The sequence below is a fragment of the Nonomuraea aurantiaca genome, assembly GCF_020215705.1.
Lineage (GTDB): Bacteria > Actinomycetota > Actinomycetes > Streptosporangiales > Streptosporangiaceae > Nonomuraea > Nonomuraea aurantiaca.
In genome coordinates this window covers 200,968-222,662 of the sequence record NZ_JAIWNB010000004.1, presented here as the reverse complement: position 1 = coordinate 222,662, position 21,695 = coordinate 200,968, and the positions used below count along the sequence as shown (strand labels likewise).

The window sequence follows — 21,695 nt, the reverse complement described above, 5'->3', positions numbered from 1 at the left end:
TCAGCCGCCCGACAGCTTGAACTTGGCGTCGATGGTCTTGTCCACGCCCTTCAGCCCCGCGTCCAGGTCCTTGACCGAGCCCTTCTCCCACGAGGTGACGAACCCCTGCAGCGCCTCCTGGTTGAACACGCTGTTGACGTGCGCCGGGATCGTGCTCGTCTTCGGGTTGGCGAAGATGTCGAGGAAGGTCTGGAAGTGCTCGTCCTTCTTCAGCTCGGGCGACTCCAGCGCGGCCTTGGTCGTCGGCACGTTGCGGATCGCGTTGGCCAGCGTGACCAGCGCGCCGGTGTCGGTGGTCAGGTATTTCACCAGCGCCCAGGCGGCCTCGGGGTTCTTGGCGCCCTTCGGCACGCCGATCACGGTGCCCGCGGTGAAGCCGCTGCCGTACAGGTCGGGCTTGGCGTCGTCGACCGGCATGGGGGCGGTGCCGTAGTCCAGCTTCGGCGCCTCGTTGGCGATCATGGCCACCCGCCACTCGCCGTCGATGCCCATGGCGACCTTGCCCTGGTAGAAGGGGTGCTTGCCGGAGAACTCGTCACCCAGGCTCTTGCGGAACTTGTCCAGGTTGGCGTAGCCGTACCAGTCGATGAGCTCCTTCTGCCAGTTCAGCAGGGTCTTCCAGGCGGGGTCGGAGCCGATCGCCGAGGTGCCGTCGGGGTTGGTCCACTTGGCGCCGACCATCGCGCTCCAGTGACCCGCGGTGTTCTCGTAGTACTGGCCGCTGGGGATGAAGCCGGCGACCTTGATGGTGCCGTCGGGGTCGCGGACCGTCAGCTCCTTGGCCAGCTTGGTCAGCTCCGACAGGGTCTTGGGCGGCTGCTTGCCCTTCATCAGGGCCTTGTTGTAGTAGAGGCCGTACGCGTCGGTCAGCAGCGGCATCACGCACCGCTTGCCCTCGTACTGCGTGTAGTCGTTCACGACCGGCGGCAGGCCCGACAGGTCGACGCCGTCCTGCTTGATCACCGGGTTGAGGTCCTGGAACACGCCGCTCTTGCACCAGGTCGCCACCGAGTCGGTGGTGAAGGACGAGGCCACGTCCGGCGGGCGGCCACCGCGTACGGCCTGGGTGATCTGCTCGTCCTGTACGCCCTTGACCAGCTTGACCTTGATCTGCGGATATTTCTGATTGAACCCGGCGATGGCGTCGGTGAACGCCTTCACCTCCGAGTCCGCCGAGAACCCGTGCCACAGCTCTATGGAGGCGGCCGGCAGCGCGGTCGGCGCGGTGCCGCTGGGCTTGGACTGGGAGCCGAGAGCGGGACCGCCCTCTTTGCCCGCGGTACACGCGGCCAGAGTCAGGACGGCGAGCCCTGCGGCCGCCAGGGGGACGAAGCGCACGGGGGGTGCCTCCTCATGACGTTACTCATGACGTTGAACACTCATGTGGTCGTGTAGCTCAGGGGGTCGGGACCGTGGAGCCGAAGACCTCGTCGCGGACGAGGTCGAGGGCGAGGTCGAGCGCGCCGGCGAGGACGGGGTTGCCTTCGACGGACGACAGGCGCAGCCGGGGCCGCGGGATGGTCAGCGCGTGCAGCTCGTGCTCGACCAGCTCGCGCAGGGGTTCGCCGCCCGACAGCACCACGCCGCCGGTCAGCACGATGAGCCCGGGATCGATGACGGAGGTGATGGCGGCCAGGCCGACCGCCAGCCGCGCGGCGATGTCGCGCAGCCCCGCTCTCGCGTCGTCGGCCTTCTGGCCCGTCTGGTGGTCGTCCGCCGCGCGCACCGCGTTCGCGATGGCCTGGCGGAAGTCCGTGCCGCGCACGCCGTACGAGCGCAGCAGCTTCAGCACGGCGGGGCCGCCGGTGAGCGCCTGGTAGCCGTGGTTGGCGTAGCGTCCCGCCTCGCGGGCCGTCGGCGCGCCCGGGGTCGGCATGTAGCCGACCTCGCCCGCGCCGCCGGTGGCGCCCCGGTGCATCCGCCCGCCCAGCACGATGGCCGAGCCGATGCCCTCGTCGGCCCACAGCAGCACGAAGTCGGAGTCGCCGCGGGCGGCTCCGTGCGCCATCTCGGCCAGCGCGACCAGGTTGACGTTGTTCTCCACCGACACCGGCACGCCGAGCCCCTCGGCGAGGGTCGGCACCAGGTCGCCGATCTGCCAGCCCGGCATGTCCTTGGCGGTGGCGTAGCCGAGCCGGCCGGTGGACGGGTCGATCGCCGCCTGCACGCCGATCACCACCCGGCGCAGCGGGCCGGGGGAGCCCGCGCCGTCGAGCGCCGCGCGCAGCCTGGCGACCAGCTCGCCGCCCGGCCGGCGCGGGGTGGGCAGCGTGTACGAGCCCACGGTGGTGCCGGTGATGTCGGCGACCCTGGCCTCGATCCGGGCGGGGGTGACGTCCAGCGCGCCCACGTAGGCCGCCGCCGGGTTGATCCGGTAGACCTCCGCGGTCCGGCCGGGCAGCCCCTCCCTGATGCCGTCGAGCACCACCAGGCCCGCCTCCTGGAGACGGGACAGCAGCTGCGAGGCCGTCGGCTTCGACAGGCCGGTCAGGGTGCCGATCTCGGGACGGGTCAGCGGGCCGCGCTCCAGGAGGGCCTGCAACGCCGCGCGATCGTTGATGGCGCGTAGCAGACTGGGAGTTCCTGGTACCGGACCGCTCAACTTCCACCCCTTGACCCGAAGTTAGGAAACTTTCCTAACTTGATGCGAACCTAAGAGGCCCGGCGGGTTTCGGTCAAGGGGTGAAACCAAGCCGTGACCGGATGCGGGCCGGGATGTCGCGCGGGAAGATGGGAGTGCCTCAACAGGCATGCTAATGTCGTCATTTGTTGTAACAACAAGCAGAATGGCCCGGAGTGTCCCATTAACAACAATAATGGTCAGGCGGCAACTCGTCAAACAGAGCTCGCAAGGGAGCAGGAGTACGTCGCCCGCCTCTATGCCCGCCTCGACGCGTTGCGTGAACGCACCCAGAGCCAGCTGAAGGAGGTGCTCGGCGCCGGCGCCGTCGGTACCCAACAGAACAGGTCGGAGCGCGACACGTTCGCCGGCATGTACGCCGCCCGGCTGGCCCGGCTCTGGGCGGTGGAGCGCGGGCTGGTGTTCGGCCGGCTCGATCACGTCGACGAGGGCAGGCTCTACATCGGCAAGCTCGGCCTCACCGACGACGAGCAGGAGCGGCTGCTCATCGACTGGCGCGCGCCCGTGGCCCAGCCGTTCTACCGCGCCACCCCGGCCGCGCCCATGGGCCTCACCAGAAGGCGGCACCTGCAGACCAAGGGCCGCGTGGTCATCGGCGTCGACGACGACCTGCTCGACTTCGACACGCTGACCGACGAGGACCGCGCCACGCTCAACGGCGAGGCCGCGCTGCTGGCCGCCCTCGACGAGCGGCGCACCGGCCGGATGCGCGACATCGTCGCCACCATCCAGGCCGAGCAGGACCGCGTCATCCGCGCCGACCTCAACGGCGTGCTGGTCGTCCAGGGCGGTCCTGGCACCGGTAAGACCGTCGTGGCCCTGCACCGCGCCGCGTACCTCCTCTACACCCACAGGGAGCGCCTCGAACGCCGCGGGGTGCTGATCCTCGGCCCCAACCTCACCTTCCTGCGCTACATCGAGCAGGTGCTGCCCTCGCTGGGCGAGACCGACGTGCTGCTGTCGACGGTCGGCGAGCTCTACCCCGGTCTGACGGCCACCGCCAGGGACCGGCCGGAGGTGGCCGCGGTCAAGGGCGACCTCCGCATGGCGGAGGTGATCGAGCGGGCCGTACGCGACCGGCAGCGGGTGCCCCGCAAGCCCGTCGAGCTGAACCTGGGCCGCTACGCCCTCACCATCGACCGCAACATGCTCGAATCGGCCAAGAACAAGGCCACCCGATCGCGCCGGGCCCACAACCAGGCGCGCGCGGTGTTCGTCAGGTCGCTGCTCAACGCCCTGGCCAGGCAGGCGGCCAAGAAGCTCGGCAAGGGTCTCATCGACGACGACGAGCTGGCCGACCTGCGTGAGGAGCTGCGCACCGAGCAACCGGTCAAGACCGCCCTGAACAGGCTGTGGCCGTACCTGACCCCGCAGCGCCTGCTCCTCGGCCTGTACGGCTCGCCAGAGCGGCTCGACTACGCCGCGGCGGCCCTGACCCCGCAGGAGCGCGCGCTGCTGCGGCGGGAGGGAGGGGAGTGGACCGAGTCCGACGTGCCGCTGCTCGACGAGGCGGCCGAGCTGCTCGGCGAGATCGACGAGCAGGTGCTGCGCGCCAGCGCCCTGCAGGCCGAGGAGGAGCTCGCCGCGGCCCGGCAGGCGGCGGAGCACGAGCGCGAGGCCGAGCTCGCCTACGCCCGCGAGGTGCTCGAACTGACGGGCCTGTCCGACGTCATGGAGGCCGAGCGCCTGGCCGAACGCCAGCGCGGCGAGGGTCCCTACCTCACCACCGCCGAGCGGGCCGCCGCCGACCGCGCCTGGGCCTACGGCCACGTGATCGTGGACGAGGCGCAGGAGCTGTCGGCCATGGCCTGGCGGGTGATCATGCGGCGGGTGCCCACCCGGTCGATGACGATCGTCGGCGACATCGCGCAGACCGGCTCGATGGCCGGGGCCCGCTCGTGGAACCAGGTGCTCGACCCGTACGTGGCGGGGCGCTGGCGCCAGGAGCGGCTCACCGTCAACTACCGCACGCCGGTGGAGCTCATGGCGGTCGCCGCCCGCGTGCTGGCCACCATCGACCCGGCGCTCGAGGCGCCCGCCTCGGTCCGCGACACCGGTGCCGAGCCCTGGTTGGCGCCGCTGTCCCAGCTGCCCGAACTGGTCAAGGCCGAGGTCGGGGAGGGCGGCAAGGTCGCCGTGGTCGTCCCCGACGCGCTGCTCGGCGAGCTCGGCAAGGTGATCTCCGACACGGTGGAGGGGGCCGCCGTGGTCTCCTCCCGCGCCACCCGGGGCACCGTGGCGCTCGACGCCCCCGTGGCCGTGCTCGGGGTGACCGATGCGAAGGGGCTGGAGTTCGATTCGGTCATCGTGGCCGAGCCGGACCTGATAGCCTCGCAGTCGCCGCGCGGCCTGAGTGACCTATATGTCGCTCTTACCCGGGCCACCCAGCGGCTCGGCGTCGTCCACGAGCGGCCGCTGTCAGCCCTCCTGTCGGGGGCGCTGGGCGGCTTGCCAAGCCGCGCGTCCGGGCCGACAAATGGGCATTAGATCGCTTTAATGCGACAACGCAAGCATGTCCTACCTGCGGAAACTTGATGTTTCTGCTGATCGGGACACGGTTGACATCTGAGGTGGAGTCGGTAGTTTGCTGCGCAGTCCAGCACGGGACTTGGCCGGTTGGCCGTCTCTGACATCGTCGGATCCTGCGTCCGTGACGGAGCGTGACTCCGTCCACACAGCCAGGTGCAGGGCCGTCGGTCCGTCGAGTCGGGGCACCCCAACCGGGCGGGGGGTTGGACCCGGGACGGGCCCGGGAGCCCAGTAGACAACGGAATTCCGCGCTCGCCGCCGACGAGACGGGTCCGGTCCGAAGGGTTTCCGGGCCCTCTTCCCTCTCGTGCGCAGGATCGCCATCAGCGCCGGGTGGTCCCGTCAGGTCACGGGATCACCCTGCCGCTCCTCGCCCGTCCGCGCCGACCCCTATCCTGGGACGTCCAGCGCCTGGGACCCCTATTTGCGGATCACCGGGTGCCGCGAGGGCCGAATCGCCGTCCGGGGGCGGTAGCGTTTTCGCAAGCAGGCGTGCGAACGGCGAGGAGAATCCCGCGTGGTGCAGGACAAGACGGGCCCACCGCCCACTGGCGGCGGGACTCCGCACACCCCTGACTCGCCCACGCCCGAATCCGGCCCGCCCGCTCCGCCCGCGCCTCCGGCGGAAGCTCCTGTTTCCGCTGCGGATGCGCCCGCGCCTCCGTCCGGTACGTCCGCTTCCGTGGGGCGGGAGCCTGGGCGGGTGCTCATGGCCCGGGTGGCCGCCGCCGTGGCCGGTGGGGGGCTGCTGTGCCTCGCCTTTCCGCCCATCGACTGGTGGCTTGCCGCGCCGCTCGGCGTCACGCTGATCGTCGCCGCCCTCTACCGCACGCGCCCCCGGCGCGCCGCCTGGCTCGGCTACCTGGCCGCCGCCGTGTTCCTGTTCCCGACCCTGGCCTGGGTACGCACGATCGGCGACGACGTCTGGGTGATGCTGGTCGGTGTCGAGAGCCTGTTCTACGCCGTGATGGCCGCCCTGGCCGCGCTGGTGTTCCGCCTGCGGCTGTGGCCGCTGTGGTTCGGCGGGCTCTGGGTGGCCATGGAGTGGGCGCGCGGACTGTTCCCCATCGGCGGCTTCCCCTGGGCGCGGCTGGCGTTCAGCCAGGGCGAGTCGCTGTTCACCGAGTACGCCGCGCTGGGCGGGGCGCCGCTCGTGTCCTTCGCCGTCGCGCTGTGCGGGGCGCTGATCGCGTACACGCTGCTGCGGTGGCCCGCCGACGGCCGGGGTGTCGCCGGGCGGCTCGTCCCGCTGGCGCTCGCTCTGGCCGTGCCCCTGCTGACCCTGGCCGTGCCGCGGCCGGGCGACGAGGGACGGACGGTCAACGTCGGCATCGTGCAGGGCAACGTGCCGGGCCGCGGCATGTACGTCATGGGCGACGAACCCGCCGTTGTCCTGAAAAATCATGCCAACGAGACCAAAAAGCTGGCGCAGGCCGTACGAGACGGGAAACTTGCCAAGCCCGACATCGTCGTCCTCCCGGAGAACTCCACCGACATCGACCCCTACCGGGACGAGACCGCCCGCCAGATCATCGACGACTCCGTGAAGGACGTCGGGGTGCCCACGCTGGTCGGCGCGGTCGTGGCCATCGGCGAGGAGAACCGCGCGACCAGAAGCCTGGTCTGGGACCCGGTGACCGGTCCCGGCGCCTACTACGACAAGCAGCAGCTGGTGCCGTTCGGCGAGTACACACCCTTCAAGGAGCTCGTGCTGGCCCTGTGGGAGCGGGCCGGTCTGGTGGGCCGGCAGTCGGTCCCGGGCACCAAGCCGGGCGACCTGAAGATGGGCCCGGTGACGATCGGCGCGGTCAACTGCTACGAGGTGGCCTACGACGGCACCGTGCGCGGGACCGTCAAGACCGGGGCCACGCCGCTGGTGGTGCAGACCAACAACGCCACCTACGCCGAGTCCAACCTGCCGCCGCAGCAGCTCGCGATGTCGAAGCTGCGGGCCGTCGAGCACAACAGGGCGGTCGTGACGGCGGCCACCACCGGCATCTCGGCGTACGTGACACCTGACGGTAAGGTCTCCTGGCAGACCCGCGAGCTCGTCGCGGACATGAACGTGGTGAAGGTGCCCGTGCGCACCCAGGCGACGGTCGCGACCCAGATCGGCGCGTTGCCAGAGTGGGCGCTGGCGTTGATGGGAGTGGCGGCCGCCGGGGTCGCCGCGTGGCGTGTCAGGCGCAAGGCGACCGGTGAGGAATGACTGATCATGGAGACTCTTGGCCGGATACTCATCGTCATACCGACCTACAACGAGCGCGACAACCTGCCGCTGATCACCGAGCGGGCGCGGACCGCCCTGCCTGAGGCCCACGTGCTGGTGGTCGACGACAACAGCCCCGACGGCACCGGTGAGATCGCCGACGAGCTGGCCGGCAAGGACGACCACATCCACGTCCTGCACCGGGCGGGCAAGGAAGGGCTGGGCGCCGCCTACATCGCCGCCTTCCGCTGGGGCCTCGACGAGGGCTACAACGTGCTGGTGGAGATGGACGCCGACGGCTCGCACCAGCCCGAAGAGCTGCACAAGCTGCTGAAGGCGGTCTCCGACGGCGCCGACCTGTCGATCGGGTCGCGCTGGGTGCCCGGCGGCAAGGTGGTCAACTGGCCCGTCTCCCGCGAGCTCCTGTCCAGGGGCGCCAACATCTACACGCGGCTCATGCTCGGCATGTCGGTGCGCGACGCGACCGCCGGGTTCCGCGTCTACCGCGCCGCGACGCTGGAGAAGATCGGGCTGGCCGACGTCGAGTCGCAGGGCTACTGCTTCCAGGTCGACCTCACCCTGCGCACGACCAGGCACGGCCTGCGGGTGGTGGAGGTGCCGATCACGTTCGTGGAGCGGACCGTCGGCACGAGCAAGATGAGCAGCCGCGTCATGGCCGAGTCGTTCTGGCGCATCGCCGTCTGGGGACTGTCCGGCCTGCCCGCCCGGCTGCGCGGCAAGCGCGGCTGAGAACCTGTGGCCACCCTCAGGTAGCGGCGGAACGGTTCGGGCGCGCCGGGCGTTGTTCCTTGTGTACACGGTCCTTTAGGTACGCCTTCAGATACGTCGCGTAGATACCTCGCGGGTGCGGATTGGGGAAGACGATGCGGCTCCTGCTTTTCCTGGCCTTCCTGATCGTCCCGGTGCTGGAGATCTGGCTGCTGATCCAGGTCGGCTCGGTGATCGGCGGCTGGACGACCGTGGCCCTGCTCATCGCCGACAGCCTGCTGGGCGCGTGGCTGGTGCGGCGTGAGGGGCGCAGGGCGTGGCGGGCCCTGCAGGACGCGCTGCAGTCCGGCCGGATGCCCGACAAGGAGCTCGCCGACGGCGGCCTGATCCTGGTGGGCGGCGCGCTGCTGCTGACGCCGGGGTTCCTGAGCGACATCCTCGGGTTCCTGTGCGTGCTGCCGGTCGCGCGGCCGGCGATGCGGCGCCTGGTGTCCTGGTTCTTCGACCGCCGGGTCAAGCGGATGGCGGCGGCCTCGCCGTACGCGCACCTCTTCCCGACGCCGGGCGGCGGGCCCGTCGACGGCCACGTCACCGGGCGGGGCAACGCCCGCGGCGCCGGTGTGGTGCACGGCGAAGTGATCAAGGAAGACCGCGAGCCCTCCTGACGGTGAGCCCTCCTGACGGTGAGCCCTCCTGACGGTGAACCCTCCTGACGGTGAGCCCTCCTGACCGCGAGCCGCCCTGACGGCGCGGCCGACCGCTCGCGAGCAATGCGAAGCCCCCGGACAAGATGTCCGGGGGCTTTCACCGTGAGAAGGTGTCAGGCGCTCTTTCGACGCTGGGCCCGCAGGACCGCCAGCCTCTCGTTGAGCACCTCTTCCAGGTCCTCGATGGACCGTCGCTCCAGGAGCATGTCCCAGTGCGTCCGCGGGGGCTTCGTCTTCTTCGACTCCGGCTGCTCGCCGTCGACCCGAACCGCGGTAGCGCCGCACATGCGGCACTCCCAGGTCGCGGGAATCTCGGCCTCGGCGGCAAGCGGAACCTCGAAGCGATGGCCCTTGGGACAGGTGTAGGACACGTCCTGGCGCGGGGCCAGATCCGTGTTACGGTCGTTCTCGTAGCTGGTTGCCCCGAGCCGGGTGCCACGAAGCGCGCGCTCGCCCATGTTTAAATGCCTCCTACAGGGCCCCCATCGTGAGGGGTCTGTCTCCCACGGTGTGTAACGCTTGGTACCGTGATGGGATTCCCCCCTGCGGGGTGATCCAATCGCTTCCTCCCCGAGGAGTTGCCCGCAACCGGGCTTCCGTCGGCGTTTCGGCGCTCCGGGCCACGTGAGAGCCATGGTCATTTCTGAGACAGTCGGCGAATCGGCCTGACCGCAAGGTGGCCTATGCTCGCTCCCTGTAATCCAGGGGCAGAAGTGACCAGACCCCGCCGGGGGACAAGCGCCCGCCGGCGGGGGACAAGCTAGGCGAGCGGGCCTAGCGCACGCCGTACAAGTGCTCGATGGCCAGCTGGTCCAGGTGCTCGAACGCGGCGCCGCGGGCGGCCAGCGCGTCGATGTCGGGGGTGAAGGAGCGCACGTCGCGCCAGCTCTCCCCGTCGGCGAGCGTCGGCACGGCCAGCTCGTCGAGCCGGGCCGCCGCCAGCGCCTCCCGCACCTCGGGGTCGGCGCGGAAGGCCCGCACCTTCTCCCGCAGGATCAGGTAGTTGCGCATGCACGCCGCCGCCGAGACCCACACGCCCTCGTCGTCCTCGGTGCGCGGCGGCTTGAAGTCGAAGTGGATGGGGCCGGAGAAGCCGTTGGACTCCAGGACGTCGACGGTCCAGAAGGCGCCCCGGGCGTTACCGGCGCCGAAGCGGAAGTCCTGGTCGTAGCGCGGGCCGTTCTGCCCGTTCAGGTCGATGTGGAACAGCTTGCCGTGCCACAGCGCCTGCGCGATGCCGTGCGCGTAGTTGAGCCCGGCCATCTCCTCGTGGCCCACCTCGGGGTTGAGCCCGACCAGTTCCGGGTGCTCCAGCTCGTTGATGAACGCCAGCGCGTGGCCGATGGTGGGCAGCAGGATGTCGCCCCGCGGCTCGTTGGGCTTGGGCTCGATCGCGAACTTGAGGTCGTAGTTGTGCTCCAGCACGTACGAGCCGAGCACGTCGAAGGCTTCCTTGTAGCGGTCGAGCGCGGCCTGGACGTCCTTGGCCGCGCCGCTCTCCGCGCCTTCCCTGCCTCCCCAGCACACGTACACCTGCGCGCCCAGCTCGGCGGCCAGGTCGATGTTGTCCATCACCTTGCGCAGCGCGAAGCGGCGCACGTCGCGGTCGTTGGAGGTGAAGCCGCCGTCCTTGAAGATCGGGTGCGAGAACAGGTTGGTGGTCGCCGTGGTGACCACCAGGCCCGTCTCCTCCAGCGCCTTGCGGAACGCGCCGACCCGTTCGTCCCGGTCATGGCCGTCGAAGTCGAACACGTCGTTGTCGTGGAAGTTCACGCCGTACGCGCCGATCTCGGCGAGCTTGCGCACGGCCCGGTCGGCGGGCATGGGCGCCCTGGTCGCCGGTCCGAACACGTCGACTCCCGCCCAGCCGACGGTCCAGATGCCGAAGGAGAAACGGTCCTCGGGGGTGGGCGTGTAGGGGTCTACGCTCATGATCGATCCTCTCGGTGGTGCTGCCAGCCGGCCGTACGGTCGCGCAGCTCGGCGTACTGGTCACGGACATGGGGAGTGGGCGGCCCGTCGTACTCCTGGACCGGCTGGGCCGTCCAGACGGGCGGCTCGGGCGTGCCGGCCAGCGCCCAGGCGGCCTGGCGGGCGGCGCCGAGCGCCACGTATTCGGCCGGCTCGGGGACGGCGACGGGCTTGCCGAAGATCTGGGGGGCGATGCGGCGCACCGCCTCGGACTTCGCGCCGCCGCCGATCAGCAGCACGCGGCGCGGTCGTACGCCCTGCGCGGTCAGGTGGTCGATGGCGTCGGCGAGGGAGGACAGCAGCCCCTCGACCGCCGCTCGCGCCAGGTTCTCGCGCGTGGCGTTGCGCGTGGTCAGGCCGGTGAGCGTGCCCGAGGCGTCCGGCCGATTCGGGGTGCGCTCGCCGTCGAGGTAGGGCAGCAGCGTGAGGCCGCCGGCGCCCGGCGGGGCGGCCAGGGCGAGCTCCGACAGCTCCGCCAGCGAGCAGCCGATCATCGAGGCCGCCGAGGAGAGGATCCTGGCCGCGTTGAGCGTGGCCAGCAGCGGCATGAACCGCCCGGTCGCGTCCGCGAACCCGGCGACCATCCCCGACTCGTCGGCGGCGGGCACCTCGCTCACCGCGAACACCGTGCCCGAGGTCCCGATGGACACCGCGACGTCGCCGGGCCGCAGCCCGAGCCCGAGCGCCGCGCCCATGTTGTCGCCGGTGCCGGGCCCGATCGCGGCGCCGCCCGGCAGGTGGCCGACGATCTCGTTCGGCCCGGCCACGCGGGGCAGCTCGACCTCGTGCCCGATCGCGGCCGACACGAACTCGGGCAGGTACTCTCCCGTCGCCGGCGACCAGTATCCGGTGCCCGAGGCGTCGCCCCGGTCGGTGGTGAGCGCGCGGCGCTCGCCCAGCCGCCAGGTCAGCCAGTCGTGGGGGAGCAGCACGGCCGCGGTGCGGGCGGCCAGCTCCGGCTCGTGCTCGGCCAGCCAGCGGAGCTTGGTGACCGTGAACGAGGCCACGGGCACGCTGCCGGTCAGCTCGGCCCACCGGGCCGGACCGCCCAGCTCGGCGGTCAGCCGGGTGGCCTGGGGAGCCGAGCGGGTGTCGTTCCACAGCAGGGCGGGCCGGACCACCTCGCCGGAGCCGTCGAGCGCGACCATGCCGTGCTGCTGGGCCGCCACCGCGACGGCGGCGGCCCGCTCCAGCAGGTGCCGTCCCTTGTCGAGCGCGCTCTCCCAATGGTGGGGATGGCACTCCGTGCCGTCGGGATGCGGGGCCGCGAACTCGTCGACCACTGTGCCGTCGCCGGCCCGGCACAGCACGATCTTGGTCGACTGAGTCGAGGAGTCGACCCCGGCCACCAGTGCCTCTGTCACCAGGACTCCATATTAGTAAACTGTATGGATTAAATAGCCTAACAGACCGGCGAATCGCCAGGAAGACCCATTAGTCTTAGATTGTGACAAAACCCAGGGGAGGGCCGCTCCGGCACGCCACCATGCGCGAACGCAATCTCGCCGTGGTGCTGGAGCAGGTCGTACACTGCCAGCCGGTCACCCGTGCCCGGCTCGCCGAGCAGACCGGGTTCACCAAGACCACCGTCTCCAACCTGCTCGCGGTGCTCGAAAGCGCCGGTCTGGTCCAGGACGGCGCGCTGGTCCAGGGCGGCGAGCGCGGCCGGCCCGGGATCGCCGTCTCGGTCAACGGCGACGGCGCCGCCGCGCTCGGGCTGGAGATCAACGTCGACTACCTCGCCGCGTGCGTACTGGACCTGGGCCGGCGCACCCGCTACCACCAGCTCGTGACCTTCGACAACCGGGGGCGTCCGCCCGAGGCGGTGATCTCCTCGCTGGGGCGGCTGGCCGCCGAGGCCGTCGCCGCGGCCGCCGGGCAGGGCCTGCTGGTGGCGGGCGCGACGGTCGCCGTCCCCGGCCTGCTCGACCGGGAGAACGGCCTGGTCCGCCGCGCCCCGAACCTCGGCTGGACCGACGTCCCGGTCAGCACCCTGCTCCGCGACGCGCTGCCCGACCTGCCGATCCCGGCCACCCACGACAACGAGGCCAACCTGGCCGCGCTGGCGGAGCTGTGGTTCGGCGACGGCGCGCGGCACGGCGGCTTCATCCACGTCTCGGGCGAGATCGGGATCGGCGCCGGCATCGTCATGGACGGTCAGGTGCTGCGCGGCGCGCACGGGTTCGCCGGCGAGCTCGGCCACCTCGTCGTGGAGCCGGGCGGCGCGCCGTGCACCTGCGGCGGGCGCGGCTGCCTGGAGCAGTTCGCCGGCCAGGACGCCATCCTGCGCGCCGCCGGGCTGCCCGCCGTCACCGCCACCACGGCGGCCAAGCCGGACGGCCCGATCAGGGCGCTCCTCGACCTGCTGGAACACTCGGACCAGCGGGCGCTGGCCGCGCTCGACGGGGCGGGCCGGGCACTCGGCGCCACCCTCGCCTCGGCCGTCAACCTGGTCGACCCCGGCGCGATCGTCCTCGGCGGCATCTTCTCGCCACTGGCCTCCTGGATCCGCCCGGCGGTCGAGGCCGCGCTGGGGGAGGGGAGCGGCTCGCTGCGCACCGCCGTGCCGCCGGTGGTCGCCTCGGAGCTGGCGGGCAACGCCGCGGTGCTCGGCGCGGCCGGCGTGGTGATCGAACGCGTCATCGGCCACCCGGCGCTGCTGCTGCCCTCCTAGCGCCTTTTACCCGATATAGCGCTCTTCGCCGATGGGTGAGCTCGGTGCCGTGGAGCGTGCGCGCCACAGCTCGACGGCCGGCCAGAGGCCGCCGACGGCGATCAGCGCGCCGTGCGCGATCCGCAGCGAGTACGGCGCGAAGAACTGCGGGATGAACAGCGCGAACCCCACCGCGAACGGCACCCCGCTCCATCTGGCCAGGGTGCCGGACCGCCACACGGCCACCGCCGCCATGACCGCCCCCACGCCCAGCAGCGCGAGCCCGGCGGCGAACATGGTCATCGCCACCGGCCCGTACCGGAACTCCTCGGCCAGTTCCATCAGCGCCGGCGCGTGGTCGCGCAGCGACCGGCGGGCGATGACGTTCAGCCCGAAGTCCTCGGCGCCGTAGTAGGGCAGGGTGAGGCCGGCGCCGACCCATGTCACCGCCGCCGCCCGCAGCGACAGCCGGTCGCCCAGCACCTGGTGCAGCCCCAGGACGGCCAGCCCGGTGAGGATGAAGCCGATCATGGCCGCCAGGTGGCCGGACACCCACGCGCCCGACGCCATGGCGGCCGCGTCGTCGCCGGAGGGCCGCACGGCCGGGTAGATGAGGAACAGCACACCGCCGGCGGCGAAGGCCGCAGAGGTCAGCCGGGCGTTCATGGTCACTCCAAGGGGAAGGGCATTGCTCTCTTATGTGAGCAATGCTCTCTCTTTGGAGCGTTGATGTCAAGAGCGGTGCTCTCGCTTGGCGAGCAGGGGCACCAGGGTGCGGTCGCCGAGGCGCGTCATCGCGGCCAACGGCTTCGTGGCCGCGCCGACCAGCAGCGGCAGGCCTGGCCTGCCCGTCGCTCTGGCCAGGGCGGGGCCGAGGGCGGCCATCATGGCGGTCAGGCCCGGCAGTGGCCGGATCCACATGGTGATCTCCTTGATCAGGCCCCGGTCGTCGAGGTGCAGCAGGGCCGACTCCTCGATCTCCTGGCGGCCCAGGCGGGCGGTGGCGGCGAGCATACGGGTGCGCTCGTCGCCCACGTCCGTGTGGTAGCGCAGGCCGGACAGGGCGCCCAGCGCCGCGGTGAACAGGTCGCGTACCTGCTCGTGGCCCTGGAAGGTGGCCGTGGCGCTGAGGGGGGAGTGGAAGACCACGTCCGGCGCCAGGGTGGACATGATCGCGTTGACGTTCTTGGCCTCGCCGGCTTCGCGGTAGGCGCGGGCGGGTGAGTCCTGAATGTGAACTGTCATGAGTTCACTTTATCAACCCACTATGCTGGGGTCATGAACAGGTTCGGGGAGATGCACTGCTCCATCGCCCAGGCCGTCGGCGTGGTCGGTGAGCCGTGGACGCCGTTGATCCTGCGGGATCTGTTCCTGGGGGTGCGCCGGTTCGACGACCTCGCGGAGGATCTGGGGATCTCGCGCAACCTGCTGACGCGGCGGCTGGAGCGCCTGGTGAAGTCGGGGGTGGTGGAGCGGCGGCCCTATCAGGCCCGGCCGGTGCGGTTCGCGTACACGCTGACCGAGGCGGGCCGCGACATCGTGCCCGCGCTGTTCACGCTGATGGCCTGGGGCGACCGCTGGGCGACCCCGCCCGGCGGGCCGCCCGCGCTGCTGGTGCACTCCTGCGGCGAGCAGTTCACGCCGGTCGTGACGTGCCCGCACTGCGGGGGCCGGGCCGACGCGGACACGGTGCGGGCCGTACGCGGACCCGGCGCCGCTCAGGGGCCCGGCACGATGGTCCTCTCCGCCCCCGGCAGACGCGAGGAGGCGGCCTCGTAAGACCCTGCGAAGGGGTCAGATCCGCGCCGGCACCTCGTTGCCCGCGTCGCGGATGGCCTTCGGCAGGTTGACCATGGCCAGCAGGACGAAGCCGATCACGAAGAAAATGATCATCGAGATGATGGCGATCCGGTAGCTGTTGGTGAGCTGGATCGCGATCGTCACCGTCAGGGAGCCGATGAACGCTGACCCCTTGTCGCTGATCTGCAGCAGGCTGAAGTATTCGGCCTCCCGCCCCTTCGGGATCACCAGCGAGAACAGCGAGCGCGACAGCGCCTGGGTGCCGCCCAGCACGATCGAGATGGCGAAGGCCAGCAGGTAGAACTGCAGCGCCGCCTTCTCCTGCAGGAAGTACGCGGCCAGCACGATCACCGTCCACACCACCAGGCTGCCCAGCACCGTGTGCTTGGTGCCGAACCGGCGGGCCAGCCAGCCCATCAGCAGCGCGCCGAGGAACGCCACGAACTGCACCATGAGGATCGCGCTGATCTGCGTCTCCTTGCTCAGCTTGAGCGCCTCGGAGGCGAAGGCCGAGCTGTTGCCGATCACGGTCTGCACGCCGTCGTTGTAGACGAGGTAGGCCACCAGGAACAGCAGCGTCAGCGGATAGCGGCGCAGCTCGCTCAGCGTACGGCCGAGCTGCTTGAAGCTGCCGCCGACAGAGCGCAGCGCCGTGCTCTCGTGGGCCGCGACCGGCCGGTTGCGCAGCCTCAGCAGGGGCACGATCGTGAAGACGGCCCACCACAGGCCCGCCGACATCATGCTGATCCGCACCGACATGCCCTCGTCCAGCCCGAAGCTCTCGTGCTTGAGGTAGAGCACCAGGTTGAGCGCGAGCAGCACGCCGCCGCCCAGGTAGCCGATCGCCCAGCCGCGGGAGGAGACGCGATCGCGTTCCTCGGCGGTGGAGATCTGCGGCAGGAACGAGTCGTAGACCACCACGGACGAGCCGTAGGCCAGGTTGGCCAGGATGAACAGCACCCCGCCCAGCATGTAGCGGTCGCCCTCGAGGAAGTACAGGCCCACGGTGGCCAGCGCGCCCACGTAGGCGAAGCCGCCGAGCATCTCCTTCTTGCGCCCGGTGTGGTCGGCCAGCGCGCCCACGACCGGCAGGCAGAGGATCTGCAGCAGCACCGCCACGGTCAGCGTCAGCCCGAAGAACGCGGCCGGTCTGATGTCGGCGCCCAGCACGTCCACGTAGCCCAGGCCCGGGTTGGCCTCGGCCAGCTTGTCGAAGTCGGTCGAGCAGGTGGCGGCCGCGACCGAGGGGAAGTCCTTGGCGCAGGCCGCGGTCCTGGCGACCGAGATGAGGTACGGGCTGAGGAAGACCGAGATGATCGTGGTGTAGAAGGCGGAGTTGGCCCAGTCGTAGACGTACCAGCCGCGCTGTTCGCGCCTGCGTGCCGACGGGGAGTCGGCGGTGTCGTCGGGGGCCGCGGGGGGTGCGGGTACGGGCATGTGTCGTGTCGCTCCTATGCGGCCATGCGGCCCGGATGCCACAGGCCGCGACGCTCCAGCACGTCACGCAGGCCGGTGACGTTGTCGGTCATGACACCGTCGACGCCGAGGTCGAGGAGGTGCTCCATGCGGGCGGGGTCGTTGATCGTCCATACGTGCACCTGCATGCCGATGGCGTGCGCCGTACGGATGAGGCGGCCGGTGGTGACACGCAGGCCGCGGAAGCCCACCGGCACCTGCGCGCAGGGCACGCCCGCGCGCTTGAGCCGGGTCAGCAGCCGGCCGTAGCCGGAGGTGGAGGCGGCGGCGCGCAGCGCGGCGACGCCGCGCGGGCCGAGCGCCGAGCAGACCTCCCGGCCGAGCGCGGCCCTGGCCAGCACCAGGCGCTCGTCGGAGAAGGAGGTCAGGCAGATCCGCTCGTAGGCCACGGTGCGCCGGACCGCCTCGGCGAGCGGCGCGATCGCGGCGGCCTCCTTCACGTCGATGTTGAAGCGGATCTCCGGCCAGCTGCCGAGCAGATCCTCCAGCAGCGGGATCTCGTGCACACCTCCGATGCGCGCCTGCCTGACCGTGCTGTAGGGCAGCTCCGAGATGCGGCCGCGCCGGTCGGTGACCCGGTCGAGGGTGTGGTCGTGGAAGGCGAGCAGCACGCCGTCGGCCGTGGCGTGCGCGTCGGTCTCCAGATAGCGATAGCCCAGCCGGACGGCCTGCTCGAAGGCGGCGACGGAGTTCTCGGCGCCCTCGGCGGCGCCCCCGCGATGCGCGAAGGCCAGCGGGCCCGGATGATCGAGAAACGCGAAGCGGCGGCTGAGCACGTCCTGAAGTATGCCTTCCGTGGGTGAAAAATAAGGTTACGAATCAGGGAGATTCTGCCACTCCTGGCGCCGGGCCTCGGCCAGCGCGATGGCGGCCGCCACCGAGACGTTGAACGAGCCGACCCGCCCGACCTGCGGGATGTAACAGACCCCGTCGACGGCGTCGAGCAGGGCCGGGGAGCAGCCGTGGTCCTCGCTGCCGACCACCAGGCACACGTCGCGGCCCAGGTCGGCCCGGTGCAGGGGCACGGCCTCGGCGGTCAGCTCGATGGCCAGCACGGAGTAGCCGTCCTCCCGGGCGGCCTTCACCGCGTCGACGGCGGGGACCGGCTCGTGCCAGGTGACCAGCCGCTCGGTGCCGAGCGCCGTCTTGCCCGCCTTCGGGTTGGTCGGCGGGGTGGCGTTGCCCGCGAGCCAGATCTGGTCGACGCCGAACGCGGCGGCGCTGCGGAAGATCGAGCCGACGTTGAACGGGCCGGTGACCGACTCGAGGATCAGCGACAGCCGGTTCGAGGTGTTTCTGCGCCAGGTGCGGTTGAGCCGCTTGACGTCGGTGGGGCGCAGCTGCCTTCTCATCGGGTTACCTTCAGGATTCGGTAGGCGGCGCGGGAGGCCGCGCGGCCGGCCTGCCAGCCCTGCTCGCCGAGCCAGCGCTGCAGGGAGTCGGAGCCGAGGTGCTTCTGTACGACCAGGTAGGCGACGCCGTCGGGCGTCAGCCGGGTGAGCCAGCGGGTGAGCATCTCGTGCAGGGCGGGCTTGCCAATTCGGATAGCGGGATTAGACCAGATAGCCCGAAATTTCACGTCATCGGGTACCTCGTCGATATGCAGCGACCTTACTTTGTCAAGGCGCGCGGCCTGGGCGTTGCGCGCCGTGAGCTCCACGCTGCGCCGGTTCACGTCGACGGCCCAGACGCTCGCGCCGGGCGCCCGCGAGGCCATGGTCAGCGCGATCGGGCCGTAGCCGCAGCCCAGGTCGAGCAGGTCGCCCTCCTGCGGCGGCGGCGGCACGCTCTCCAGCAGCACGCGGGTGCCGAGATCGACCCGTTCGGGCGAGAACACCCCCCGGTCGGTCTCCAGTCGCAGGTGCAGGTCGGGCAGCACCAGGTCGACGGAGCCCGGCCGGCTCGCGGTCCGCGGCTGCTCGGAGAAGTAGTGGGCCACGTGGCAAAACGTTACGGGATGCGGGCACCGAACAGGACCGCGGCGCCCGCCACCAGCAGCCCGGCCACGATGGCGGCCACGATGAACCACTGGGTGACCTCCTGGTCCACCAGCTTGAAGCCGAGAGAGGTGCCGATCTGCTCGTAGACGTCACGCAGCTCGCTGCCGGACTCCGCGGCGTAGGCCCGGCCGCTGGTGCCGTCGGACAGCGACTGCAGGGTCTGCTTGTTGACCGGCACGTTCACCGGCCGGCCGTCGATGGAGACGGTGCCCTCCTGCGTGCCGTACGCGATCGTGGAGACCGGCACCCGGGCCTGCTGGGCGGCGTCGATGGCCTCGTTGACGCCCCTGCCCGAGGTGTTGTCGCCGTCGGACAGCAGCACGATCGCGGCCGGCGGCGGGTCGGTGGCGGCCTGCTGGTCGAAGGAGCGTACGGAGTCGAGCGAGTTGAACACCGCCTCGCCGATCGCGGTGCCCGGCCGGGTGGTCAGGTTGCCGATCGCGGTCACGACGGCCTGGTGGTCGGTGGTGGGGGCGATGACCACGTTGGCCGAGCGGGCGAAGGAGACCACGCCGACGTTGAACCGGTCGGGCAGCTCCCTGGCGAACGCCTGGGCGGCGGCCTTGGCGGCGCTGATCCTGTTGGGCTGGACGTCGTCGGCGTCCATGGACAGCGACACGTCCAGCGCGATCATGATGGTGGCCCGGTCGCGCGGCACCTTCACCTGGTCGGCCGGCTTGGCCGCGCCGATGACCAGCAGCGACATCATGACCAGGAACAGCAGCGGCGCCACGTGCCGCCGCCAGCCGGGGCCCGCGGGCGCGACCAGGTCGAGCAGCGCGAGGTTGGTGAAGCGCACGGTGTAGCGGCGCCTGGCGAACTGCGCCACGACGTATCCGACCACGACCAGCGCCACCACCGCGAACAGCCACAACCACGCCGGCGACAGAAAGGTCACCCTGCCTCCTTCCTCGGCATAGGCCCATTGTCGCGCTGTTCGATGGCGGTCCGGCTACGCACGTGCCCTCCGATGAGCGAGATGGGTCATGCGCCGCTGGCGGAGGACGAACTGCGCGACGTCGAACACCCAGTCCCTGTCGGTCCGCAGCACCAGGTGCGCCACACCGGCGCGGCGCAGCGCGGCCTTGGTGCCTTCGCGTTGCAGTGCTGCCGCTTCGGCATAGTCTCGGCGTACTTTAGGGGAAAGGTGCACTTCGCGTACGTGCCCGCTCTCGGGGTCGGCGAACGCGACCCGGCCCACATCGGGGAGTTCGAGCTCGCGCGGGTCGATGATCTCCACGGCCAGCACCTGGTGGCGGGCCGACAGCCGCTTGATCGACCGCTCCCAGGGCCGCTCGGCGCCCGGGTCGAGCTCGGGCCGGGCGTCGAGGAAGTCCGACACGATCAGCCGCATGCCGCGCCGCCTGCGGGTGGCGGCCAGCACGTCGATGCCCTCCGCCAGGTCGGGCGCATCGGGCACGGCCTGCCCGCGCGGCGCGTCCATCAGCGAGTGCAGCAGCCCGTACAGGGCGGGCCGCCCGGTGCGCGCCGGCATCCGGTGCACGAACTCGTCGTGCAGCACCAGCGCCCCGAACCGGTCGCCCATCCGGCTGGACAGGAACCCGATCGCGCCCACCGCGGCCACCACCAGATCGCGCTTGTCGCTGTCGGCGGTGCCGAAGTCCATGCTGGGCGACAAATCGGCCAGCGCCCAGGTCTCCAGCTCGCGGTCCGCGATCAGGTCGCGGACGTGCGGCACGGTCGTGCGGGCGGTGACCGCCCAGTCCATCCGCCGCACGTCGTCCTCGCCGGGCACGTAGATCCGGCTGTCGCCCGCCTCGCTGCCCGTCCCCGGCAGCAGGCCCAGGTGAGCGCCGTGCAGCAGCCCGTCGAGCCGTCGGGTCACCGTCAGCTCCAGCCGCCGCAGCGCCTGCTCGGCCGTCCTCATCGGCCGTGCTCCGTCCGCGTCATCGGTTCCGGTCCCGTCACCGTCATCGGTTCTGGTTCCACACGACGAGGGGCGGCGGTACGGCGTGCAGGATCTGCCGGACGACCTGTTCGGGATCGACGCCGTCGGCCAGCGCGTCGAAGGTGAGCATGAGCCGGTGCGACATCACGTCGACGGCCACGTCCCGTACGTCGTCGGGCAGCAGATAGTCGCGGCCGCGCAGCAGGGCCAGGGCGCGCCCGGCGGAGACCAGGCCGAGCGTGGCGCGCGGGCTGACGCCGATCTCGATGGTGTCGGCCAGCTGGCCCAGCCCGTACTCGGCGGGCGAGCGGGTGGACATGACCAGCCGTACGACGTAGTCGGCGACGAGCTGGTGCACCGAGATCTGCTCGGCCGCCTCCTGCAGCGCCATCAGCCGCGTGGGGTCCAGCACCCGCTCGGGCGTCGGCGGGGTGACGCTCATGCGGTGCAGGATCTCCAGCTCCTCGTGCGCGGTCGGGTGCGGCACCCGCACGCGGAACAGGAACCGGTCGCGCTGCACCTCGGGCAGCGGGTAGACGCCTTCGGACTCGATCGGGTTCTGGGTGGCCAGCACGATGAACGGCTTGGGCAGCTGGTGGGTGACCCCGGCCAGCGTGACCTGGCGCTCGGCCATCACCTCCAGCAACGCCGACTGGACCTTGGCGGGCGCCCGGTTGATCTCGTCGGCGAGCAGGAAGTTGACGAACACCGGACCCAGCTCGACGTCGAACTTCTCGTTGGACGGATGGAACACGCGGGTGCCGACGATGTCGCTCGGCACCAGGTCAGGGGTGAACTGGATCCGGGCGAACGTGCCGCCCACCACCGTGGCCAAGGTGGACGCGGCGAGGGTCTTGGCGACGCCTGGCACGCCTTCCAGCAGGCAGTGACCGCGGGCCAGCAGCGCGACGACCAACCTCTCGACCATGTGGTCCTGGCCGACGATCACCCGCCGGACCTCGTCAAGAGTCTGACGCAGGACGGCCGCATCGGTTTCGTCTGGCAAATCTTCGGCGACGCTCATGACGCCATTCCACCAAACGTCCCGCAAACGTGCACGGCGCCGGTCTG

Annotated in this window: 20 protein-coding genes; 6 read left to right on the top strand and 14 right to left on the bottom strand. The window is 71.0% G+C overall.

Annotated elements, in window-relative coordinates:
* Both LDL49_RS12875 and LDL49_RS12870 read right to left on the bottom strand, forming a co-directional pair.
* Entirely contained in the window at positions 1-1,338 is a 1,338-nt protein-coding gene (locus LDL49_RS12875) for an ABC transporter substrate-binding protein (protein WP_225291233.1), read from the bottom strand.
* 58 nt (positions 1,339-1,396) lie between these two features.
* On the bottom strand, positions 1,397-2,602 hold the full coding sequence (locus tag LDL49_RS12870; RefSeq protein ID WP_225291232.1) for an ROK family transcriptional regulator: 1,206 nt from the start codon (positions 2,600-2,602) through the stop codon (positions 1,397-1,399).
* Positions 2,603-2,803: 201 nt separating this feature from the next.
* On the opposite strand from LDL49_RS12870, the gene LDL49_RS12865 reads away from it, so the two are divergent.
* The 4 genes from LDL49_RS12865 (at position 2,804) to LDL49_RS12850 (ending at position 8,773) form a co-directional block, all read left to right on the top strand.
* Positions 2,804-5,128, top strand: a complete 2,325-nt coding sequence (locus tag LDL49_RS12865) for a HelD family protein (protein ID WP_504854011.1) — start codon at positions 2,804-2,806, stop codon at positions 5,126-5,128.
* A gap of 724 nt (positions 5,129-5,852) precedes the next feature.
* Complete coding sequence (lnt, locus tag LDL49_RS12860; protein WP_225291230.1) at positions 5,853-7,379, top strand: apolipoprotein N-acyltransferase; 1,527 nt, start codon at positions 5,853-5,855, stop codon at positions 7,377-7,379.
* Positions 7,380-7,385: 6 nt separating this feature from the next.
* Positions 7,386-8,129, top strand: coding sequence for a polyprenol monophosphomannose synthase (locus LDL49_RS12855; protein WP_225291229.1), 744 nt, complete (start codon positions 7,386-7,388; stop codon positions 8,127-8,129).
* Positions 8,130-8,263: 134 nt separating this feature from the next.
* Positions 8,264-8,773: an FxsA family protein gene (locus LDL49_RS12850; RefSeq protein WP_225291228.1), complete on the top strand. Its 510-nt coding sequence runs from the start codon at positions 8,264-8,266 to the stop codon at positions 8,771-8,773.
* A gap of 155 nt (positions 8,774-8,928) precedes the next feature.
* Here the strand turns inward: LDL49_RS12850 and LDL49_RS12845 are convergent, their stop codons facing one another.
* From LDL49_RS12845 to xylB, 3 genes are all read right to left on the bottom strand, one after another.
* The gene (locus tag LDL49_RS12845) at positions 8,929-9,273 is read right to left on the bottom strand and encodes an RNA polymerase-binding protein RbpA (RefSeq protein ID WP_103962598.1); all 345 of its coding nucleotides are present in this window, start codon (positions 9,271-9,273) and stop codon (positions 8,929-8,931) included.
* A gap of 316 nt (positions 9,274-9,589) precedes the next feature.
* Complete coding sequence (gene xylA / locus LDL49_RS12840) at positions 9,590-10,747, bottom strand: xylose isomerase (protein ID WP_225291227.1); 1,158 nt, start codon at positions 10,745-10,747, stop codon at positions 9,590-9,592.
* Positions 10,744-12,150 carry a xylulokinase gene (gene xylB / locus LDL49_RS12835; RefSeq protein WP_225291226.1) on the bottom strand — a complete coding sequence of 469 codons (1,407 nt, stop codon included), beginning with the start codon at positions 12,148-12,150 and terminating at the stop codon, positions 10,744-10,746. Before xylB ends, xylA begins: the two co-directional genes overlap by 4 nt.
* Positions 12,151-12,233: 83 nt before the next feature.
* Here xylB and LDL49_RS12830 point away from each other — a divergent pair, with 83 nt between their 5' ends.
* The gene (locus tag LDL49_RS12830) at positions 12,234-13,460 is read left to right on the top strand and encodes an ROK family transcriptional regulator (protein ID WP_225291225.1); all 1,227 of its coding nucleotides are present in this window, start codon (positions 12,234-12,236) and stop codon (positions 13,458-13,460) included.
* Between the two features lie 6 nt (positions 13,461-13,466).
* Here the strand turns inward: LDL49_RS12830 and LDL49_RS12825 are convergent, their stop codons facing one another.
* Positions 13,467-14,105 (bottom strand): hypothetical protein, encoded by a 639-nt coding sequence (locus LDL49_RS12825; protein WP_225291224.1) that lies wholly within the window; start codon positions 14,103-14,105, stop codon positions 13,467-13,469.
* Positions 14,106-14,171: 66 nt separating this feature from the next.
* Entirely contained in the window at positions 14,172-14,684 is a 513-nt protein-coding gene (locus tag LDL49_RS12820; RefSeq protein ID WP_225291223.1) for a nuclear transport factor 2 family protein, read from the bottom strand.
* A 33-nt stretch (positions 14,685-14,717) separates the two neighbouring features.
* On the opposite strand from LDL49_RS12820, the gene LDL49_RS12815 reads away from it, so the two are divergent.
* Positions 14,718-15,218 (top strand): winged helix-turn-helix transcriptional regulator, encoded by a 501-nt coding sequence (locus tag LDL49_RS12815; RefSeq protein WP_225291222.1) that lies wholly within the window; start codon positions 14,718-14,720, stop codon positions 15,216-15,218.
* Positions 15,219-15,233: 15 nt separating this feature from the next.
* On the opposite strand, the gene LDL49_RS12810 is transcribed toward LDL49_RS12815, so the two are convergent.
* Genes LDL49_RS12810 through LDL49_RS12780 form a run of 7 tightly spaced genes read right to left on the bottom strand, consistent with a single transcriptional unit; the run spans position 15,234 to position 21,648 of the window.
* Positions 15,234-16,676 carry an MFS transporter gene (locus LDL49_RS12810; protein ID WP_225291221.1) on the bottom strand — a complete coding sequence of 481 codons (1,443 nt, stop codon included), beginning with the start codon at positions 16,674-16,676 and terminating at the stop codon, positions 15,234-15,236.
* A gap of 14 nt (positions 16,677-16,690) precedes the next feature.
* Positions 16,691-17,491: a glycerophosphodiester phosphodiesterase family protein gene (locus LDL49_RS12805; protein ID WP_225291220.1), complete on the bottom strand. Its 801-nt coding sequence runs from the start codon at positions 17,489-17,491 to the stop codon at positions 16,691-16,693.
* Positions 17,492-17,527: 36 nt separating this feature from the next.
* On the bottom strand, positions 17,528-18,067 hold the full coding sequence (locus tag LDL49_RS12800) for a TrmH family RNA methyltransferase (RefSeq protein ID WP_225291219.1): 540 nt from the start codon (positions 18,065-18,067) through the stop codon (positions 17,528-17,530).
* The gene (locus LDL49_RS12795; RefSeq protein WP_225291218.1) at positions 18,064-18,654 is read right to left on the bottom strand and encodes a class I SAM-dependent methyltransferase; all 591 of its coding nucleotides are present in this window, start codon (positions 18,652-18,654) and stop codon (positions 18,064-18,066) included. The genes LDL49_RS12800 and LDL49_RS12795 overlap by 4 nt, the downstream gene beginning before the upstream one ends.
* 11 nt (positions 18,655-18,665) lie before the next feature.
* A complete protein-coding gene (locus LDL49_RS12790) occupies positions 18,666-19,613 on the bottom strand; it encodes a VWA domain-containing protein (protein ID WP_225291217.1) in 948 nt (315 codons plus the stop codon).
* 54 nt (positions 19,614-19,667) lie between these two features.
* Entirely contained in the window at positions 19,668-20,603 is a 936-nt protein-coding gene (locus tag LDL49_RS12785; RefSeq protein WP_225291216.1) for a DUF58 domain-containing protein, read from the bottom strand.
* Between the two features lie 43 nt (positions 20,604-20,646).
* Positions 20,647-21,648 (bottom strand): AAA family ATPase, encoded by a 1,002-nt coding sequence (locus LDL49_RS12780; protein ID WP_225291215.1) that lies wholly within the window; start codon positions 21,646-21,648, stop codon positions 20,647-20,649.
* Between the last annotated feature and the right edge of the window lie 47 nt (positions 21,649-21,695).

What these genes read in the sequence shown, in the direction of transcription:
- LDL49_RS12815 (WP_225291222.1), top strand. Translation starts at nt 14,718, where the DNA reads ATGAACAGGTTCGGGGAGATGCACTGCTCCATCGCCCAGGCCGTCGGC.
- LDL49_RS12845 (WP_103962598.1), bottom strand. Translation starts at nt 9,273, where the DNA reads ATGGGCGAGCGCGCGCTTCGTGGCACCCGGCTCGGGGCAACCAGCTAC.
- LDL49_RS12800 (WP_225291219.1), bottom strand. Translation starts at nt 18,067, where the DNA reads ATGAGAAGGCAGCTGCGCCCCACCGACGTCAAGCGGCTCAACCGCACC.
- LDL49_RS12825 (WP_225291224.1), bottom strand. Translation starts at nt 14,105, where the DNA reads ATGAACGCCCGGCTGACCTCTGCGGCCTTCGCCGCCGGCGGTGTGCTG.
- LDL49_RS12780 (WP_225291215.1), bottom strand. Translation starts at nt 21,648, where the DNA reads ATGAGCGTCGCCGAAGATTTGCCAGACGAAACCGATGCGGCCGTCCTG.
- xylA (WP_225291227.1), bottom strand. Translation starts at nt 10,747, where the DNA reads ATGAGCGTAGACCCCTACACGCCCACCCCCGAGGACCGTTTCTCCTTC.
- LDL49_RS12820 (WP_225291223.1), bottom strand. Translation starts at nt 14,684, where the DNA reads ATGACAGTTCACATTCAGGACTCACCCGCCCGCGCCTACCGCGAAGCC.
- LDL49_RS12785 (WP_225291216.1), bottom strand. Translation starts at nt 20,603, where the DNA reads ATGAGGACGGCCGAGCAGGCGCTGCGGCGGCTGGAGCTGACGGTGACC.
- LDL49_RS12855 (WP_225291229.1), top strand. Translation starts at nt 7,386, where the DNA reads ATGGAGACTCTTGGCCGGATACTCATCGTCATACCGACCTACAACGAG.
- LDL49_RS12850 (WP_225291228.1), top strand. Translation starts at nt 8,264, where the DNA reads ATGCGGCTCCTGCTTTTCCTGGCCTTCCTGATCGTCCCGGTGCTGGAG.
- LDL49_RS12810 (WP_225291221.1), bottom strand. Translation starts at nt 16,676, where the DNA reads ATGCCCGTACCCGCACCCCCCGCGGCCCCCGACGACACCGCCGACTCC.